The sequence below is a fragment of the Acetobacterium sp. MES1 genome, assembly GCF_002237635.1.
GTDB classification, from domain to species: domain Bacteria; phylum Bacillota; class Clostridia; order Eubacteriales; family Eubacteriaceae; genus Acetobacterium; species Acetobacterium wieringae.
In genome coordinates this window covers 16,215-35,160 of record NZ_MJUY01000017.1, presented here as the reverse complement: position 1 = coordinate 35,160, position 18,946 = coordinate 16,215, and the positions used below count along the sequence as shown (strand labels likewise).

The window sequence follows — 18,946 nt, the reverse complement described above, 5'->3', positions numbered from 1 at the left end:
CTATGGTTTGAATAGCATATACAAAAAACTTGATACTTTAAACTTCTGATGGTCATTACCCGGTTTTTCTGCCTCGGTGACCAGCTCTTTTTCTGTTTCTGATCCCTCATCAGCTGACTTTTCGTCGCATTCCGGAACCTTGATAAAACGATTGATTAAAAACGCCACAATGATCCCAAATGCTGTTTCCAGCAGCCTTAACATTGCCAGCATGTAGCTGCCAGCGTCCTGGGGATAGGTGGTCATGACACTGAGAAACATCACACAGGTAATAACAATGGCACCTGCTTTATGAAAATTATTACATAGATAGATCAGTAACATAATACCCAGCGGAATAATAGCCACATAGGCAAATTCATAAGGAATTAAGTTAGCGGCAAAAATGCCCAGCAGTCCCGCTGCTCCACCAAAGATGGTTCCCAATATCCGATTCCAACCAGTTTCGATGGAATTTTCAATGCTCGGCCCCATGGTAAGCACCGCTGCAATTGCAGCAAACAGTGGATTAAACTCCGGTCCCATTATTGCAAATACCACCACACAGATGAATACTGCCAGCACCGTTTTTATGTTTCTCATACCAAGGGATGGCAGATGACATAATTTCATGATCTTTTTGCTCCAATTATTTATTTAACTTTTACCCTCTTCGTTTTGTTCCCACTAAAAATTATGATTTCAAATGTTTCTTTACCTAGAGTATACTCCCATATTCAATTAAGTCAATAGCGTAATCATTTTCAGGCTGATGTAATAGTTTTCACAGCGCATCTCTTAAGCAAACTCACAGATTTTTTAAGCTTTTCGCCGCCCGAATCTCCCCCATGGCAATGCGTTTTTCCCGAACTGATTGAAGTCGATCAATCAATTCTTCCTTTTCATCCAAACGGATCATGTCTTTCATGGCAGCCAGGCTGGTCTCAAATTTCTCAATCTGATCAAGCAAATTTTTACGGTTGCACATAAACAATTCCGTCCACATGGGGGCATTGATCATGGCAATCCGGGTCAGATCACCAAAGCTGCCGCCCTCAAAATCAGTAATCGACAGATCATCCTCACAATCAACCAGGGCCGCCGCAATCACATGGCAAAGCTGGGAGGTGAAGGCTATTTTCTGGTCGTGAATTTCGGTGGTGGTTTCAACAATATGATTAAAACCCAGATCCGTAACAATGTCCCGGATCAACCCAATATTCTCCGGCTGATTGGAGGGTAAGGGGGTCAAAATATAATTCCGGTTCTTAAAGATCCGATCATCGGCCCCGCCGAAGCCTTCTTTTTCACTGCCCGCCATCGGGTGTCCGGGAATATAATCGATATCTTTGCGCAACAGATTGCCGAGGTTTTTAAAGACCACTTCTTTGACCCCGATAATATCCGTGACAATCGCCCCCGGCTTGAAGTCTTCCATGTACAGGGCTAAAAAAGCCAGGGTGTCCATTGGGGTCAGGCAGATAAACACCAGATCGCATTGGGGCAGCATTTTTTGAAGCCCCGCTGAGTCCCAGACCCCTTGATCAATCACGCCCTGATCCAAGGCCTTTTTAATCACCGACGGGTTTAAATCATAAGCCCAGATTTCTCGGGGCCCCTGCTTCCTGAGTCCCATGGCCAAAGCCCCACCCATCAGACCCAGGCCGATAAAGCCAACGATGGAATCTTCACGTTTTTTCATTACATCACCTTGTTCTCAAATTCGGCGTATTTTTTGACCGTGATCATAATTTTATGGAATTGTTCCGGGGTAATCGACTGTTCGCCGTCACACAGGGCTTCTTCCGGATTGTTATGAACCTCAATCATCACCCCATCGGCACCGGCAGCGATGGCGGCCTTGGTCAATGCTTCAACCGTCCAGGACAGCCCGGTGGCATGACTGGGGTCAATAATAATCGGTAAGTGACTCTTTTGCTTGAGCACCGGAATACAGCTGATGTCCAGGGTATTTCGGGTGGCGGTTTCAAAGGTGCGAATGCCCCGTTCACAGAGAATGACCTTATCATTGCCCTCCTTCATGATGTATTCAGCCGACATCAGGAATTCCTGCATCGTCGATGACATCCCCCGTTTAAGCAGGATCGGCTTGTCAATTTTTCCCAATTCCCGGAGCAAATCAAAATTCTGCATGTTTCTGGCACCTACCTGAATAATATCGACATCTTCAAAAGCTTGCAAATGCTCCAGCGACATCAGTTCGCTAACAATTGGCAATCCGGTTTCTTTTCTGGCGATCTTAAGTAACTCTAGCCCTTCATATCCCAACCCCTGAAACGCATAGGGTGATGTTCGTGGCTTGAAAGCTCCGCCCCGCAGAAAAGTAGCTCCGGAAGCTTTGACACTTCTGGCAATCGCTACAACCTGTTCTTCGCTCTCCACCGAACAGGGGCCAGCCATCACACTGATTGTCCCTTCACCGATTTTTCGGCCCTTAACGTTAATGATGGTGTCATCGGGATGAAAGAGACGATTGGCTTTCTTATAGGGTTCCTGAACTCTGAGTACATTTTCTACAATACGGTTTGAACGGATTTTTTCCACATCTGCCAAGGTTGTATCCCCTACTATTCCTAGAATGGTGTGATCCACACCTTTTGAGTAATGAATGTTTAACCCCTGTGTTTCAATCATCTTGATTAACCTCTGAATATCTTCTTCTTTGGTGTTGGGTTTAACAACTATTATCATTTTCTTCCTCCATTAATTTACGAACTGATCACTTGGCCCCATTTTTATCTTCTGTGCACCGAAGACCACCAGAAAGCGCCTTTCTGATTTCTGGTGATTCGCAGTCAGCGTCCAAATTGCCAGCATGATCTTTGGCCTTTGACTTGCGAAAAAAAAGGAGACTTCCTAAGAAGCCTCCTAAAAATCAACTTTTACTCAATACACCGGTATCGCTAAAAATTTCTCATGGGTTGGGATTCTCAAAGGAACTTAATTGATTGTACGCAAAATAACCAAAGCTAAAAAACCAATAGCTTTGGGTGTTAACGTAATAATATTCATTTAAGTTTCTTCTTAACTCTGCCATGATATTCCTCTCAGGACACCTTACAACAAAGAAAATGAACTTTTCCACAACCTTGTTGACCTGTAACGTGTATTTTGGTTTATTATAGACCTAATTTTTATCAATGTCAAATAAATAGTGATTAAAAACGTGTTAATTTTTCATTCTTTGCTTTACATATTGACAAGATCTGGTTATTTATGTTATATTGCTTATAATTCCTACTGGAATGATATGTAATTTATTAATAATGATATAAGGAGATACGATTATGAAGGATACCCGAAAATTTGAAACGCTCCAACTCCATGGCGGTCAAAGCCCTGATCCCACCACCCATGCGGTGGCGGTTCCCATTTATCAGACCACCTCTTATGTTTTTGACAACAGCGAACACGCCCAAAGGCTATTTGGCCTGGAAGAACCGGGCAATATCTATACCCGGATTATGAATCCCACCACCAGTGTGCTAGAAGAACGGATGGCGCTTTTAGAAGGCGGCGTCGGTGCCCTGGCCTTTGCTTCCGGCTCGGCAGCCATTACTGCCACCATTCTCAATATCGCCGGTAGCGGAGATGAACTGGTGGCCGCATCCACCCTTTATGGTGGTACCTATAATCTCTTAAGCGCCACCCTGCCCCGGCTCGGTATTACAACAACCTTTGTTAACCCGGATGACCCTGAGAATTTCCGCACTGCCATCAATGAAAATACCAAGGCCATCTATATCGAATCACTGGGGAATCCGGCTATTAATATTGTTGATGTCAAAGCCGTGGCCCAAATCGCCCACGATAACGGGTTGCCACTGATTGTTGACAACACCTTTGCCACCCCCTACTTATTTAGGCCACTGGATTTTGGTGCCGACATCGTAGTTTATTCGGCTACCAAATTTATCGGCGGACACGGCACCACCATCGGCGGCATCATCGTTGACGGCGGCAGTTTTGACTGGGCTGGCAGCGGCCGCTTCCCGCTGTTTACCACCCCCGATGCCAGCTATCACGGCATTACCTACGCCACCGACATTGGTGCCGCGGCCTTTATTGTCAAAGCCCGGGTTCAGTTGCTCCGGGATACTGGTGCCTGCATCAGTCCCTTTAATGCCTTTCTACTGTTACAGGGTCTGGAAACCCTGTCGTTACGCCTGGATCGGCATCTTGAAAACACTCAGAAAGTGGTCTCTTACTTGACCAACCACCCTCAGGTTTCCTGGGTTAACTATCCGTCACTTTCTGATAATCCATATAAGTCTCTTTCTGACGAATACTTTAAAAAAGGCCCTGGTTCGATCTTCACCTTTGGCATCAAAGGCGGCATCGCCGCCGCCCGTAAATTTATTGACAGCCTGACCCTGTTTACCCATCTGGCCAACGTTGCCGATGCCAAATCGCTGGTGATTCATCCCGCCACCACCACCCATCAGCAATTGTCTGGTGATGACCTGATTGCTGCCGGTGTTACTGAAGATATGATCCGATTGTCGATTGGACTGGAACACAGTGACGACATTCTGGCTGATCTCGATCAGGCCTTTTCTCAGGCGCTTTAGTTTTTAATCAATCACCCGGAGGTGAACCAATGCCGATAAAAATACCCACTAATCTGCCCGCCAGTCAGATTCTGGCCAATGAAAACATCTTTGTGATGGATGCTGACCGGGCCAGTCATCAGGATATCCGGCCCTTAAAAATTGCCATTCTCAATCTGATGCCGACTAAAATCACCACTGAAACCCAGCTGTTGCGGCTTTTAGGAAATACACCGCTGCAAATTGAGGTAACCCTACTGCAAACAAAAACCTATGAAAGTAAAAACACCCCGTCCGAACATCTAGGCTCTTTCTATTGTTATTTTGAAGATATCAAAGCGCAGCGGTTTGATGGCCTGATTATTACCGGCGCCCCGATTGAAACCCTGCAATTTGAAGCGGTAGACTACTGGGACGAGCTCACCGAGATTATGGACTGGAGCAAAACCAATGTCTTTTCCACCCTGCATATCTGTTGGGGTGCCCAGGCCGGACTCTATTATCATTATGGAATTGAGAAGTATTTGTTGCCCGAAAAAGCCTTTGGTGTTTTTGAACACCACCTGGAACAGGCCTATGTCAAACTCTTTCGGGGCTTTGACGATACCTTCTATGTGCCCCATTCCCGACACACCGGAATCCGCCGGGAACTACTTGAGGCCCATCCCGATCTGGAAATCATGGCGGCATCCCCTGAATCCGGGGTCTATATTGTCATGGCCCAAAACGGTCGCCAGATTTTTGTCACCGGCCACAGCGAATACGACCCCCTAACCCTAAAGGGTGAATATGACCGTGATGTTTCCCAGGGTAAACCAATCAATATTCCCATCAACTACTACCCCAATGACGACCCGACTCAGCCACCGGTGGTGCGCTGGCGGGGCCATGCCAACCTGCTGTTTAGCAACTGGCTGAATTACTACGTTTATCAGGAAACACCGTTTGAATTATCTAACGCAGCCTTTTAAGGGCATTATAAAAGCGCAGGCGACCTGCGCTTTTATTTTTTTACTTAACCGTAAATTCAGTAACCGTATCGGGATCTTCCCGGTCATCAATATAAATTTCAACGGCATAGTTGCCTGGTGTGGTAACCAGCTCAGCTGGCAGAATGCCCCACAGCGGTGCATCACTGACATCACCGTTATTGATGGTCACAGAATCGACTACCTGATCTTCCAGATACCAGATAAAGGTAATATCGGTATCATCCGGGGCGTTGTGGAGTTCCGCTGCTACATAAACGTCGGTATTGACTGGAAATGAAGTGACTTCATCAATCGGCAATGAACTGTCATCTACCCCGGTTGTCATCACTGCATTGCTGACGTTGGCTGATGTTGCGCTGCAGCTGGCCCCCATCAAAAGAACCGAAACCATCATAATCGTTATGGCCACAAGATAAAGTGTTAATTTATTTTTTTTCATGACTTTTTCCTCCTGAATGATAATTTTACGCGAATAGCTGGAATCCCCTTTCTGCCTGTTATCCTAAATTCTTAACTGCAGCTTGACCGGCTAATTTACTTGCAACCGATTTCAGACATGCTTTCAGTTACTCATCCGGCTTTTTATAACCTCTTGTTTCGCTTAGCCCTCCTTTTTTTATAAAAAAGATTTCCGTTCGTTCCAACCTATTTTCGTATTCTTATTCTACCACATTTCCGTAAAAATAAACATTCCCCTGCCGACATTTCAGCAAACAAAAAACTCAAGCCAAAAATCGCTTGAGTTTATGATTCCTTCTAATTTGCCTGGCCGCTTTTACTGCGGTTCTTTAACGCCTTCATCACATCAAAATAGCGGTAGGTAATGGTTTCGATTAAGGAAATGATGTCTTCTACCGATTCCATTTCTTCCCGTTTCATAACCAACGCATCAGCAATCAGCAACGACAGACGTCTTGCACAGTTGCGGCTGACCGGGTTTTTAATCACATCAAAATCCGGCAGTGGCACAATGTTACCGACCCGACTGATAATCTGGCAACCAGCGAAACCGCAGACCTCTTTGATGTAGGTACGTAACAGCTCATCGCGATATTCGGTATACTCACGATACATTGGTTTAGCATCCTGATCCCAGCTTGCACAGTAAACCCGCTGATACTCGCTGATGAAATCGCGGATGTAGCCCAGTATTTCCTGACGATAGGCTTTCCGAGACGATTTGGTTCCTTCATCATGGTGGAACCAGGCAATATATTCATAGATCAGGTTCCCCAACAGATAGCCGCTATCAGATGAGGACGGCCCCATGAAGGGATATTCCATGTCAATGATCTTCATTTCATTTTCGTCAATCATAATGTTGGAGGTATGCAGATCGCCATGCACCAGACACTCACTCTTTTTCATGAAAATGCCCCGCAGCTTCAGGAGCTCAACCCGCAGTTCCCGTTTTTCCCAGAGCAGATCACTCATCACCAGATGATTGGGATCTCCCGGCGGTAAATCGACTTCCCCCTCAATAAAAGATTCCCGCAGGAACAAAATGGTTTCCATAATCACCCGCATTTCCGGGTTCATAAATTTACATGCCAGTACCTTGTGGGCAACCTGATCCAGATAGATCTCAGAGGTATAAAAATTCGATTTGGCCAAAAATTCACCCATCTGTTGGGGGAATTTAGGAAACCGTTTCCCCTTGGTCAATTCAAAACGCATAATTTTCAGGCGTCCGCAGTCTTCATAAATAAAAAGATTATTGTCTGGATCAAGGTGATACATTTCCGGCAGATATTCCGGAGTGATAGCCGTTCTTAACTTGATCATTTCCGATTCCAGCTGGTTGCGCTTGGCCGTCAGCGGTGCCCCTTCGCCAAATAGTTTCAGGTAGGGTTTGGCCTGTTTGAGAATAACCGATCGCCCGCTTTCATCCCATACCCGATAGATGTGATTGACAAAACCATCGCCGTCGTCTTCGCCGCCGCCAACTTCATAAACTTCAAGTTTGGCCGCAGCTGGAAAAATATCCGTATTTGCTTTGATGTACTCAATGACGGTACTGGGTGTTAAATCTTTATAGGACATCTGCTACCTCGCATTTTTAAACGAATTCAATATTTTATAGTTTATCACGTTGCGAGGGCGAAATAAATGAACTAATTATTTGACTAATGGGAATTTTTTGCATCGATTCTACCGGATTAACCGATCATAGTCATCAAAGGCCTGCTTCCGGGTTAATAAAATCGAGAAATGAATGCCGAAATAACGGGAAATCAGAATCGCACCCATGATCACAATCTGGTAGACAATGGCTGTCATCGGCATCGAACCGCCAAGAATCTGGCCCGTCATCATGCCGGGCAGGGATACCAGACCAATAGTTTCGGTGGAAGCAATGATGGGGTTCATACAGGCAATAACGGCTTCTTTATACCAGGGCAGGGTGGCTTCCCACTGATTGGCGGCTAAAGCCAGCCGATACTGATAGAGCCGTTCATTTTGCCTTAAGCCATTGTAAAAAGTATTGATGCCGATAATGTTGCCGCTGAGGCTGTTGCCCAGCAGCATTCCCATCAGGGGAATATAATACTGGGCGTCAAAGATGTTGTCCAAACCGATGACAAATTGATTGATAAAGAGAATCATCCCCAGGTTGGGCAGACCAAAGCCGATGACAATCGGTAATAACTGTTTTTTGACGGTTAATCCACAGGTTTTAACGGTGGATAAACCGGCCGCCCCAATCATAAATAAAACATAAGCCGAGTTTACCCAGAGGTTGTTGAACAAGAAGATGTACTGCAGAAAAAAGCCCACCAGCACCAGCTGGATGGTCATCCGGAAGAGGGCATAAATCGTCCGTTTATTAAGGCCGATTCCCAGTTTAAAATTGATAATGGCCATCGGCAGCACAAAAATCAGCAGATAAAAAGGGGTATAAAAGGGTATTTCCTGAACGCCCATTACCAGCTCACCTCCCGGAGTCTCTGATTTTTATAAATATCGTCGTGGGAGACCACTAAAATGGTTTTGTCGTAGCTTAAAAGCAGCTCCACCATTTTTTTCTTCAGCTCCTGATCCAGACCGGTGGTAATTTCATCAAGAATCCAGATCTCCCGATCCAGCAGAATCCCCAGAACCAGGGCCAGCCGTTGCCGTTCGCCGCCGGAAAGGGCATCGATGTTTTTCTCGAGGGTATCTTCCGGCAGGGACATGGTTTTAAGCCAGTCCCGTAAAACCGCTTCCTGATAACTTAAATGACGGTTGACCGGAAAATTAAAAACGCTCGCGAAAACTTCACTGACTATTCCCCTGGGAATATCAGCATCCTGACTCACATAAGCAATTTTGCGGCGAATGTCATTAACCGTTTTCCCGGTCAGCCGCATCCCGTCAACCAGGATTTCCCCGGCTTCCGGTACCACAAAACCCAGCAGCATTTTAACCAGACTGGTCTTGCCCCGGCCGGACGGCGCACAGAGCAGAACCTTTTCCTGACGCTCAATTTCCAGATTAAAACCGGAAAAGATTGTCCGCTGATCATAGTTTAAGAAAATATTCCGAAATTCCAGATAGGCCATCTTTTACCTCATTTTAAACGCTGTTACACTCCGGCTGATCGCCTTATCGCCAGGATACTACCGGCTTCTTTCGGGGCACGGTGCGCTGATAAGAGACCTTGGGATAGCCCATCACCTGACAGGCAATCACTTGTTTGTTGGTCTCTTCAATCCCCAGAAAACGTCTTATTTTTTCGCTGTTGGCCGCAGCCCGGACAAAAAAGCCACTGTAGAACATTCCCAGTCCTTGGGCATGGGTCATCAGTTCCATCGACGATGAAGCCAGGCCACCATCAATGGGTGATTCCGAGACGATAATCACAACGGCTTGGGCATTAAAAAACAAATCGGTGGTTTTTTGCGGATTTGCCAGATAGCCTTCATACATCTGCAGCCACCGCTCCGCATAATAGGCAATCAGCGGTGGGGTCTTTTCCCTATCGGCCAGCAGCACTTTTCCCAGATTGTTAAGGCTTTCCAGGGCCAGTCCGGTCAACTCTGAAAGTTGATCCTGAACCACCACAAAAGACACCGGCTGACGGTTTCCGCCAGTTGGGGTAAATCGGCCAGCCTCAATAATCGTCTCCAGTTTTTCTTTTTCGATGGGCTGGTCTTTAAACTGTCGGACCGACCGCCTAAATTTAATGAAATTCAGCAGATTTTCCGGTTCGATGTCAAAGCTGGCGGCTTCATATTCCTTCACTTCGCTCATGTCGTAGTCGCTGATGCTGACGGCATTTACCGGACAGATGGCGATACAATGGCCGCATTTAATACAGGTTTTGTTAAGGACTTTGGCCTTGTCCGCTTCAATCACCAGATCCCGAGTAAAGCAATCTTCAACACATGCGCCACAACCAATACATTTTTCCTGATCAATCTTAATCATTTTTTCTTCCTTTCAACATCAAATGCCATTTCAAATTATCCTAATTACCGGTGATAAAGAAATAGAACAACACGATGACACCCAGTACAATGCGGTACCAGCCGAAAATTTTAAAATCATGCTTTTTAATATAGGTCATCAGAAATTTAATGGCCAATATGGAAGTAATAAAGGCCGAGATCATTCCTACTAATAATATTACCACTTCCCAAAGGGTAAAGGCAAAACCAAATTTAATCAGTTTTAATAAACTGATCCCGAACATGACCGGAACGGCCATAAAAAAGGTAAATTCGGCAGCCACCGTTCGGGATGTCCCCAAAATCATCCCCCCCAGAATGGTTACCCCGGATCGAGATGTCCCCGGTACAATCGATAAAGCCTGAAAGGCACCAATCTGCAGGGCCCGTTTATAACTGAGTTCCGATAACTTGACAATCTCCGGTTTACGCTTTTTGTTGTAATTTTCAATCACAATAAAAAGAATCCCATAGAGAATCAGCATCGCTGCCACAACGATTGAATTCATAAAATAGGTATCGAAGAGACTATCCAGCAGCAAATAGGCCAGGATTCCCGGAATACAAGCCACCGCAATTTTTGACCAGAGGATGACCGTGTTTTTACGGATCATTATTTTTTTATCTTTAAATGAAAACGGCACCAGTTTATGCCAATAGATATAAACCACTGCCAGAATGGCGCCCAACTGAACGACGTATAAAAACATTTCAATGAACGGGTCGGACATATTCAGTTTTATAAAATCATCCACTAATATCATATGCCCAGTGCTGCTGATTGGCAGCCACTCGGTTACACCTTCCACAATCCCCAGAAAGATTGCCTTTAAAATTTCTACAAACCCCATTTTTTCCTCTCTCTTGCCTGTAATTTTAAGTCGCTTTGTCTCGAAGACCGATCCGATTGCGATCACATCTCCTTGAAACAAAAAATAAACTCATATCATTTAGTTTACTTTTTTATGCCCGAAATTACAATGTTTTTATGGAATAATGCTGAAAACAGACCGGAATCTTAAATAAAACCAAAGAAAAAAAACCGGTGCTATCAGTCATAATAACACCGGAATTAATTATTATTTACTTGGGTCAAACACCGTTCCCATAAAAACAATGGCTCCGGTTTTGCTGTCCTGAATGACATAGAAAAATGGTCGGTCGAATTTAAGTTCAAAATCATAGGCAGGCATGCTGGTAACGCTGATTTCCACCGAGGTCACGGCGGCGGCTTCGGTACCGGCCTCATCTACCTGAACAAAGGTCTTGTGCTTAACATCGCTGATATAAATATCAGCTGCGGTGTCGGTTGCTGCCATTCCTGAAAAATCCGCTTTTCCCGGTTGGAAAGCAACTCCCATCCCCAGATCCGTTAAGGCCTGGTTCAATGAATTTTCATATTCCAAAGTAAACTTCGGCAGCATCAGGCTGCCCTCTTTTTTTTCAAAAAGACTCATCCAGTTTGACCAGTTATCCTGATTGAGCTGCTGCTGGAAGTCACTCAGGCTGGAATCTTCGTTGGGTAAAAATAACACCATGGCCATCTGCTCATTTTCACCATAGGGAAGCCGCAAGGCCTGAAAACTGGCTGTTTTTAAATAGTCAAAGGAACCGGTCTGGTACATTGTCGGCACCGTCACGCTCTGTCCATCAGCCAGAGTAAAACTCTGATCGCTGGTAAGATCCTTTTCAAAAGGACTGCTCCAGGCTCCTTTAAAATAGACGGCATTTATCAAAAACATGATCGTTTCCGGGTCAATGGGCGGGGTAACAATCTGATCAATATTGCCCTGAGTTTCATCTTTAACCCATTTGTTAATGACATCGGCCGACTTGGGATCAGCAAAATCCAATTTTTGGGCATCCGCCTGATAATCTTGCTTCACGGTTTTGACAAACGCTTCTGAAAATTTAAAGTCTTCCCTCATCCAGATCGAATTGGCAATATTTAAGGTCAGCTTGGGGTCTGTCGAGGTTAAAAAATACAACAGGGCCTGATTGTTTTCGTTTAGACGGTCACCATCAATGCCCTGAATATTTAAGGCTTTTGCCATCGCCTCCCGGGTTTCTCCGGTTGCGCCATTATAGGCCATTTCCATGGCCAGGGAGATGCCAACAGGTGAGATCATGCTGTTTTTCTTTTCCGTTGCCAGCTTTTTATAGAGATTGAATCCAAAGTCATTGGTCTTTTCAACCAAGGATGTGTCAAACGAATTCAACACCTCTGTCGATGGTTTTGATATCTCGTTTTTTTTGCAACCAGAGCCCATAAATAACAGAGCCGCCATTCCAAACACGCCCATCAGTATTAGCAGTTTTCGTTTCATCTTGGTCTCCTTTTTCTTTAACCCCACTGGCACACCATAACTACGTTTTACTTTAAGCGATTACCCGAAAAACTCCACGACTCCCGATTCCAGATTGTATTTTGCACCCAAAACCCTGACCTCGCCCGCATTGATTCGTTCATTAATGGCCTCACTTTGAAGAATTCTCTTAATGCTATTATCAATGTTAAGGTTTTCACATGTAGCAACATTTTCCTCGCCTGCAATGGCTGGTTGTATTTCTTCCACAATCGATGTAATATACCCGTGACCATGCCCCTGCATGGCGGCAGCCACTGCCCCACAGTGATTATGCCCCAGCACCAACACTACGGATGTCCCCAAATGACCAACGGCATATTCAATACTGCCCAGTTCAAAATCACCAATCACATTGCCAGCCGTTCGAATCACAAACAACTCACCGATTCCAGCCGAAAAAATATGTTCCGGCGGCACCCGGGAATCCGAACAGGTCACAACTACCGCATCGGGTTTCTGACCCGCTTCCACATTTTTGCTTCGTACCTTTGGAGAAACATCACCAGGGTTTTTTTCCGCTGTCACAAAGACCTGATTCCCCTGTTGTAACTTCTTTATTACCGCTTCAATGACATCCTGTTTTTTTTCACACATAGCAAACCTCTTTTCAAATTTAGTCGTGATTTATATATTTCATTGAGTGATCTACTCAATGGAGGTTATCGACGCACTTGCTTAAAACCCTGCCTGGAGTTTTATCGTATCAACAATCGCCATTGAGTATTTTTTAATCAATCACTTGGGCGGGATACTCATTTAAAACTTTTTCGATAAAGACATTGGCGACTTCCGGATCAAACTGACTGCCAGCACATTTTTTTATTTCAGCCACCGCCTCATGAACACTCAACCCTTTACGATAAGCCCGGTCACAGGTCATCGCATCAAAGGCATCCGCCACCCCGATAATCCGAGCCTGGATTGAGATTTCTTCCCCCATCAGTTGTTTCGGGTAACCTTTTCCATCCCAGCGTTCCTGATGCTCCAGTACGTATCTGGCCAACTCTGAAAATTCGCTGGATGAACTTAAAATCCGATAGCCAATTTCAGGATGTCGTTGGATTTTTTTCCATTCGTCCGGATTCAGTCCCCCAGGTTTATTGAGTATTTTTTCATCGATCCCCATTTTTCCAATGTCATGAATTAATCCGGCGGCCTTTACCTGACTGATATCATCCTGATCAAAATTCATTTTTGCTGCGATTTTTTCGCAGATTTCACTGACTCGCTGAGAATGCAGCATTTCACGGCTGCTTTTTTCATAAAGCGTATTCATAATCAAATCGATGGTTCTGTTTTTAATGCTGGCACTTTCATAGAGTTTGTGACGATACATGTTATCTTCAGCGTTCTTTAGCACCTCCTGAATAGTCTGGTGACTTTCGGTTTTGGTTTCATAGCCAAACGAAATCGAGAAATCAATGTTTCCAACGGATTGTTCCAGTGCTGCGACTTTCATCCGTTTGACAATTTTTGCCGTTTGATCCTCATCCGTCTGGGGTAGCAGTACAATGAATTCATCCCCACTAAGCCGGGCCACCACGTCCTGATTCCGGCACTCTGCCTGGATGATCCCGGCCACTTTTTTTAGCAACTCATCACCCAAGGCATGCCCAAACGATTCATTAACCAGCTTTAAACCATTGACATCAGAAATAACCAGACTCAGCGGCAGATTTTCATCCCGATCAATGTTAATCAGGGCTTCTTCATAATAGCGGCGATTGTAAACCCCGGTGAGATAATCATGATTGCTTAAGTAGCGGATCTTTTCTTCGGTCTGTTTTCTTTCGGTAATGTCGGAAATAATCACCGCCACCTGCTGGGGCTCTGGGGAATAAGCCACCACTTCAAAGTATTTTGCAAACTGCTCAAAATACATTTCATAGCGCATTGATGCGCCTGTTTTGATTAGTTGCGCATATTTTTCAACCAGAAAATTCGTTGAATCGGGCATGATTTCTGATAGGGTTTTCCCCAGAATATCCTGACTTTTTAATCCGGTCAGCCGTTCAAAGCTGGGGTTAACATACAAAAAGTTGCAATCTGCTGGTTTCCCATTATGATCGACCAGAACCTCATGTACGGCCAGGCCCTGCTCCATCTGAGTAATCAGTCGGCGGTTTCTTTCTTCACTGATTTTAAGGCTGTTAAGCAGTTCCATGGTCTTGATATGGGCGGCCTTCAGGGCCGCCGTTTTTTCTTCCACCATCTGGGTCAAGCGGCCTTGTTCGTCCTGCTTTTGACGGTTGGCGGCTTTTATTTTGACCATCGCCCGGAGTTGGGCAGTCAATTCTGATTCATCGATGGGTTTGGCTAAAAATGCTTCCGCACCAGACTCAAGCGCCAGAATACGGTGCTCCCGATCCCCTTTAATGGCGGTGACAAAAACAACTGGAATTTCTTTTGTCTGAGGATCGCTCTTAAGTCTTTGACATACTTCAAAGCCATCCATTTCCGGCATCACAATGTCCAGTAGAATGACATCGGGATCTTCTGCCCCGGCAATCGCAATCCCCTCGATTCCGGTGGTGGCTGTCAGCACCCTGGCTTCGGAAAAGGCTTCCCGGATCAGTGCCCGCATGGTGATCAGATTATCCTGATTATCATCAATTGCTAAAAATTTCAATTGTCTATCAGCCATAGAGTACCTCCCGTATTACTTTTAAAAACTCCCGTTCAATGATCGGTTTTGGGATAAAGGCATCAAAGCCCTGGGCTAAAATTCCTTCCCGATCCTGGGTCATGGCACTGGCGGTTAACGCAATGATCGGGATCTTCTCCAATCCCGGCACGGCCCGAATCGCTTTAAAGGCCTGGATCCCATCAATTCCCGGTAGGGCAATATCCATCAAAATCAGATCGGGAACAAACTGTTTGGCCATCTCAATACTCTCCTGACCATCGGCTGCTTCCAACACCCGAAAATGATCGCTTAGCAAAGCTTTCACCGTGATCATATTGTCCGGGTTATCTTCCACCGCCAGCACCAATGGCTTACGCTGATCCGTCCGGGGTTTCCGGGGCTTAATCTCTTTTTTATGCGTTACCGGATAAAGCATGGAATCGATGGCTTTTTTGAGTTCATCCCGGTTGACATCACCTTTTTGAATCAATTGATGAATGTTATTTCTAGTCAGACAGTTGAGCTCATCCTGGGTAATATGCTTAGCAGTCAGAATCAGCACCGGTACATGCGCTGTCGCTTCAGCTTCCCGGAGGGTCTGAAGCAGTTCAAATCCATCAATTCCCGGCATCATCAAATCCAGAACCATGGCATCCGGAATCACTTCTTCCATGATTTCAAACGCTTCTTGGGCATTCCGGGCTACCTTAATCGTATGGCCGCTTTCAGCCAGCAAATCTCTAATCTGAATCACCGCCGGTTCGCTATCCTCAACCATCAACAGGGTTTTGCTTGAGGGATCTGCTGAAGGTTTTCCGGACAATTGGGGTGCTGATATACTCGTTGCTGATTGACCGCTTCCCCGTTGTCCTTGATAGGCGGGTTCTCCTACCTTTTTATCCGGTGCGTAATTCATCGGTAGTGACAAAATAAATTCAGATCCCTCATTGACCACGCTTTTCACACGAACGGTTCCCCCTAACAGGTGGGCATATTTTTGTGCAATGGCCAACCCCAGCCCGGTGCCCCCAAACTTACGGGAAGTACTACCATCTCCCTGTCTGAACTCATCAAAAATATAGGGCAGATAGTTTTCATCAATTCCGATGCCGGTGTCAGTAACCCGAATCTCTATGTTTTCGTCATCTTGACCAATGAATAACTCGACCTGACCCTGCTCGGTGAATTTAACCGCATTGCCAGCCAGGTTTTCCAGAATATGACGGCACTTATCGCTGTCACTGTTAATATAAACGGCCGTGTTGCCCGATCCGTTACGACAGATCACATTTTTCTCACGGGCCTGAGGTGCCAGCATTTCCACCACCTCATCGATCAATTGGTTAATATTAAAGGTGGTGATTTCAACCTCTTCACGACCCGCCTCGATCCGGGAAATGTCCAGAATATCATTTATCAGTGCCAACAGATTTTTACCATTCCGTTCGATGACTTCAAGATAGCTGTATTCTTCTTCGGGAATCTCATTTTTAAGGCGCCGGTTTAAAATTCCGGATAGGGCAATGACCGAGTTAAGCGGTGTCCGCAATTCATGACTCATATTGGATAAAAAGTTCGTTTTAAGTTGGTTCGCCTCATTGAGTTCTTTTTTCTGCATTTCCAACTCGATGTTCTGATGAATGAGTTCCACCGACTGTTCTTCCATTTCATTCTTCTGCGCATCCAGCTCCCGATTCTGATGTTCCAACTTCTGGGAAAAGGCTTTGATGGTACGATAGGCTAAAATCCCTTCAATTCGGGCACTCATGGTGCTAATGGTCTTTTCGATAAAATCAATGGCTTTTTGATTGTATTTTCCGATGGCGGCCAGGGACACCACAGCAATAACCTCACCGCCAAAAATAATCGGAATGGTGATAATTTCCCGGGGCATAAACTTCCCACTGACCGTATAAAAGACAAATCGAGAATCCTCCGGGATATCCTTGATATGGGTGTAATGACCACTGGCAAGCGATGCTCCGAATTCTCCTTCCAGGGTGTCTCCGGCAAACGCCGCCCGGCCTATTTCATCCAATCCGATTGATTCAAAATGCTCAAATTGATTCGTATCGGCGTTTCTCAGATAAACCGCCGCCACCTGGGAATCGGTATAGCGGGACAGGGTATTGAGGGTCTTTCTAAAGAAAATTTGGGCATCTTCTTCAGCTAGCATAATTTTAATAAAATTGGCTGTTCGTTCATTCAGCTCCAGGTTTTTTTGAATGTCATCAGCCAGCGTATTAAAAGAAGCCGATAGGATCCCAAATTCATTCGTGTAAGCATAAACACTTCGGGCATTGTGATTTCCGTTTTGAAATTCATCCGTTGTTCGGGTGAGCTCATTTAACGGTTCCTGAATATTTCGAAGTAAAAGAACGCTTATCAATACGGATAACACCATAATGATTAATACAATCATGACTAATTGCAGTTTTATTCGGCTATATAAGTCCGTTGTGCCCTGATAGAGTTCATCGGCTTTATTACTGGCGAAATTTTCGATTACTGCCATTTTTTCAGTTAAGGTCTCCCGATAGACTCCCACCTTTTCACCCGGCAGCAGACTTTTTCGGGCGGTTTCCAGGTCTCCGGCCAGAGCATTTGCCACGATATCGGCCCGGGCCGTTTCCCAGTTGATGTAAGCATTATAGGCCGCATCCACATCCTGTTTAGGCCCTAGATAAAGCTCCCGCAAAATATCAAATTGGATCTGGATATCGGCATCATATTGCTGCATCGCTTCAATGGCGCTATTACGTTCTTCCTGGGTATTGGCCAAGAGCAGATCTCTAACGCCCACCCGCATACTCAAAATGTCCGCATCCAGCCGATCAATTGCCCGGGTAACCTTAAAGGGGTGGTCATACATGGTTTCTGCCTGATTTACAATGGTATTGGTTTGCATATAAACCAAAATCCCCAATAAAATAACAAAAAATATGATACTCACAAAACCAATCGCAAGCTGAGTCTTTACTTTTAAATTTTTAATGTTCATCTTTTCTCCCGGAACCATGACTATGAGGTGCAACAATTTTGACAACACCGCACAATGGTAGTTAGTCTTTCTTTTGTGCAAAAGAATTTTGGTATTATATTCTGTTCATCCCATTACCGACTGATCTGAAAAATAGGCACACTGGAAGACAGCATCTTTAAATCCTGATCTTTTGCCATAAAGATGGATTCAGCCTCGCCCGTGACCAAATAACCGCCTTTGGCCAGAGAGCGTTTTAGTTTTCTGATTATTGACCGTCTCACATCGGTGCTATAATAAAAAAGCAGATTACAACAAAATATGATGTCAAAATCACCAAAAATGCTATCTGGAGGATTGCTCGAATGGGAATCCAATAAATCATACTCCGAAAAATCGATTTTTTCTTTTAGTTCCGATCCAATGGCGTAAGCATCGCCCTGTTTTTCGAAATAATTTTTCAGCTGTTTCATACGAATATTTGCAATATCATCGCCATCATAAAGGCCCGTTCTGGCAACGCTTAAGGCTTCCGATGAAAGATCGGTGGCAAAAATTCGAAATCGCCTCGGCTTTGACACAGACTTGATCCCTTCTTCTAACAAAATTCCGATCGAATAAGCTTCCTGGCCAGTGGAACAACCTGCCGACCATACTCTGATTTCCCCGTTTTCCGGTTTTTGACTGAAGAGCTGCGGCAAAATCAGCTTTTCGAGCACCGCAAAGGTCAATGCGTTTCTAAAGAACTGGCTGTAAGTGATCTGAAAAGATGCCATTAATAAATCGGCTTCCAAGCGATTTTGCTGTAAATACAAGGGGTATTCCGCAGCACTAAGCTTAATGCCTGCCATCCGCCGCTCCAGTGATTTAATCAGAAAAGCATCATCATAAATAGTCAGATCTTTTTTATAAACCTCTTTCATAATCCGAATCAGCTCAAAAATGGTTTTATTTGCCTGTGTTCCCATCCGTATCCCCCTAGTATCCTACCTGATGTCC

16 protein-coding genes are annotated in these 18,946 nt (G+C 45.0%); 2 read left to right on the top strand and 14 right to left on the bottom strand.

The window, feature by feature from the left end:
- From BI182_RS07055 to aroF, 3 genes are all read right to left on the bottom strand, one after another.
- The gene (locus BI182_RS07055) at nt 1–612 is read right to left on the bottom strand and encodes an FUSC family protein (RefSeq protein ID WP_070370985.1); all 612 of its coding nucleotides are present in this window, start codon (nt 610–612) and stop codon (nt 1–3) included.
- Between the two features lie 175 nt (nt 613–787).
- Entirely contained in the window at nt 788–1,681 is an 894-nt protein-coding gene (locus BI182_RS07050) for a prephenate dehydrogenase (protein ID WP_286806513.1), read from the bottom strand.
- On the bottom strand, nt 1,681–2,691 hold the full coding sequence (gene aroF / locus BI182_RS07045) for a 3-deoxy-7-phosphoheptulonate synthase (RefSeq protein ID WP_070370983.1): 1,011 nt from the start codon (nt 2,689–2,691) through the stop codon (nt 1,681–1,683). The genes BI182_RS07050 and aroF overlap by 1 nt, the downstream gene beginning before the upstream one ends.
- Nucleotides 2,692–3,287: 596 nt before the next feature.
- On the opposite strand from aroF, the gene BI182_RS07040 reads away from it, so the two are divergent.
- The gene (locus BI182_RS07040) at nt 3,288–4,571 is read left to right on the top strand and encodes an O-acetylhomoserine aminocarboxypropyltransferase/cysteine synthase family protein (protein ID WP_286806511.1); all 1,284 of its coding nucleotides are present in this window, start codon (nt 3,288–3,290) and stop codon (nt 4,569–4,571) included.
- Nucleotides 4,572–4,600: 29 nt separating this feature from the next.
- On the top strand, nt 4,601–5,521 hold the full coding sequence (gene metA / locus BI182_RS07035; protein ID WP_286806509.1) for a homoserine O-acetyltransferase MetA: 921 nt from the start codon (nt 4,601–4,603) through the stop codon (nt 5,519–5,521).
- Between the two features lie 40 nt (nt 5,522–5,561).
- On the opposite strand, the gene BI182_RS07030 is transcribed toward metA, so the two are convergent.
- The 11 genes from BI182_RS07030 to BI182_RS06980 form a co-directional block, all read right to left on the bottom strand.
- Nucleotides 5,562–5,981, bottom strand: coding sequence for a hypothetical protein (locus BI182_RS07030; protein ID WP_070370980.1), 420 nt, complete (start codon nt 5,979–5,981; stop codon nt 5,562–5,564).
- Between the two features lie 317 nt (nt 5,982–6,298).
- Complete coding sequence (mtnK, locus tag BI182_RS07025; RefSeq protein WP_286806506.1) at nt 6,299–7,585, bottom strand: S-methyl-5-thioribose kinase; 1,287 nt, start codon at nt 7,583–7,585, stop codon at nt 6,299–6,301.
- Nucleotides 7,586–7,693: 108 nt separating this feature from the next.
- Complete coding sequence (locus BI182_RS07020) at nt 7,694–8,467, bottom strand: ABC transporter permease (RefSeq protein WP_070370978.1); 774 nt, start codon at nt 8,465–8,467, stop codon at nt 7,694–7,696.
- Complete coding sequence (locus BI182_RS07015) at nt 8,467–9,084, bottom strand: ABC transporter ATP-binding protein (protein ID WP_148638133.1); 618 nt, start codon at nt 9,082–9,084, stop codon at nt 8,467–8,469. The genes BI182_RS07020 and BI182_RS07015 overlap by 1 nt, the downstream gene beginning before the upstream one ends.
- 43 nt (nt 9,085–9,127) lie before the next feature.
- Nucleotides 9,128–9,952, bottom strand: a complete 825-nt coding sequence (locus BI182_RS07010) for a nitroreductase family protein (protein WP_286806502.1) — start codon at nt 9,950–9,952, stop codon at nt 9,128–9,130.
- A 40-nt stretch (nt 9,953–9,992) separates the two neighbouring features.
- Nucleotides 9,993–10,823, bottom strand: coding sequence for an undecaprenyl-diphosphate phosphatase (locus BI182_RS07005; RefSeq protein ID WP_070370975.1), 831 nt, complete (start codon nt 10,821–10,823; stop codon nt 9,993–9,995).
- Nucleotides 10,824–11,051: 228 nt separating this feature from the next.
- Complete coding sequence (locus BI182_RS07000) at nt 11,052–12,299, bottom strand: serpin family protein (protein WP_084633581.1); 1,248 nt, start codon at nt 12,297–12,299, stop codon at nt 11,052–11,054.
- Between the two features lie 60 nt (nt 12,300–12,359).
- Nucleotides 12,360–12,935, bottom strand: coding sequence for a carbonic anhydrase (locus BI182_RS06995; RefSeq protein WP_286806498.1), 576 nt, complete (start codon nt 12,933–12,935; stop codon nt 12,360–12,362).
- A 133-nt stretch (nt 12,936–13,068) separates the two neighbouring features.
- Complete coding sequence (locus BI182_RS06990) at nt 13,069–14,985, bottom strand: HD domain-containing protein (protein ID WP_148638136.1); 1,917 nt, start codon at nt 14,983–14,985, stop codon at nt 13,069–13,071.
- A complete protein-coding gene (locus BI182_RS06985) occupies nt 14,978–17,968 on the bottom strand; it encodes a response regulator (protein ID WP_286806495.1) in 2,991 nt (996 codons plus the stop codon). The genes BI182_RS06990 and BI182_RS06985 overlap by 8 nt, the downstream gene beginning before the upstream one ends.
- A gap of 113 nt (nt 17,969–18,081) precedes the next feature.
- The gene (locus BI182_RS06980; protein WP_286806493.1) at nt 18,082–18,915 is read right to left on the bottom strand and encodes a CheR family methyltransferase; all 834 of its coding nucleotides are present in this window, start codon (nt 18,913–18,915) and stop codon (nt 18,082–18,084) included.
- Nucleotides 18,916–18,946 lie beyond the last annotated feature (31 nt).

Bases quoted from the DNA above. Each gene is read 5' to 3' on its own strand.
- BI182_RS07000 (WP_084633581.1), bottom strand. From the start codon at position 12,299: ATGAAACGAAAACTGCTAATACTGATGGGCGTGTTTGGAATGGCGGCT.
- mtnK (WP_286806506.1), bottom strand. From the start codon at position 7,585: ATGTCCTATAAAGATTTAACACCCAGTACCGTCATTGAGTACATCAAA.
- BI182_RS06980 (WP_286806493.1), bottom strand. From the start codon at position 18,915: ATGGGAACACAGGCAAATAAAACCATTTTTGAGCTGATTCGGATTATG.
- BI182_RS07055 (WP_070370985.1), bottom strand. From the start codon at position 612: ATGAAATTATGTCATCTGCCATCCCTTGGTATGAGAAACATAAAAACG.
- BI182_RS07005 (WP_070370975.1), bottom strand. From the start codon at position 10,823: ATGGGGTTTGTAGAAATTTTAAAGGCAATCTTTCTGGGGATTGTGGAA.
- BI182_RS07015 (WP_148638133.1), bottom strand. From the start codon at position 9,084: ATGGCCTATCTGGAATTTCGGAATATTTTCTTAAACTATGATCAGCGG.
- BI182_RS07030 (WP_070370980.1), bottom strand. From the start codon at position 5,981: ATGAAAAAAAATAAATTAACACTTTATCTTGTGGCCATAACGATTATG.
- aroF (WP_070370983.1), bottom strand. From the start codon at position 2,691: ATGATAATAGTTGTTAAACCCAACACCAAAGAAGAAGATATTCAGAGG.
- BI182_RS06995 (WP_286806498.1), bottom strand. From the start codon at position 12,935: ATGTGTGAAAAAAAACAGGATGTCATTGAAGCGGTAATAAAGAAGTTA.
- BI182_RS07020 (WP_070370978.1), bottom strand. From the start codon at position 8,467: ATGGGCGTTCAGGAAATACCCTTTTATACCCCTTTTTATCTGCTGATT.
- BI182_RS06990 (WP_148638136.1), bottom strand. From the start codon at position 14,985: ATGGCTGATAGACAATTGAAATTTTTAGCAATTGATGATAATCAGGAT.
- metA (WP_286806509.1), top strand. From the start codon at position 4,601: ATGCCGATAAAAATACCCACTAATCTGCCCGCCAGTCAGATTCTGGCC.
- BI182_RS06985 (WP_286806495.1), bottom strand. From the start codon at position 17,968: ATGAACATTAAAAATTTAAAAGTAAAGACTCAGCTTGCGATTGGTTTT.
- BI182_RS07040 (WP_286806511.1), top strand. From the start codon at position 3,288: ATGAAGGATACCCGAAAATTTGAAACGCTCCAACTCCATGGCGGTCAA.
- BI182_RS07010 (WP_286806502.1), bottom strand. From the start codon at position 9,952: ATGATTAAGATTGATCAGGAAAAATGTATTGGTTGTGGCGCATGTGTT.
- BI182_RS07050 (WP_286806513.1), bottom strand. From the start codon at position 1,681: ATGAAAAAACGTGAAGATTCCATCGTTGGCTTTATCGGCCTGGGTCTG.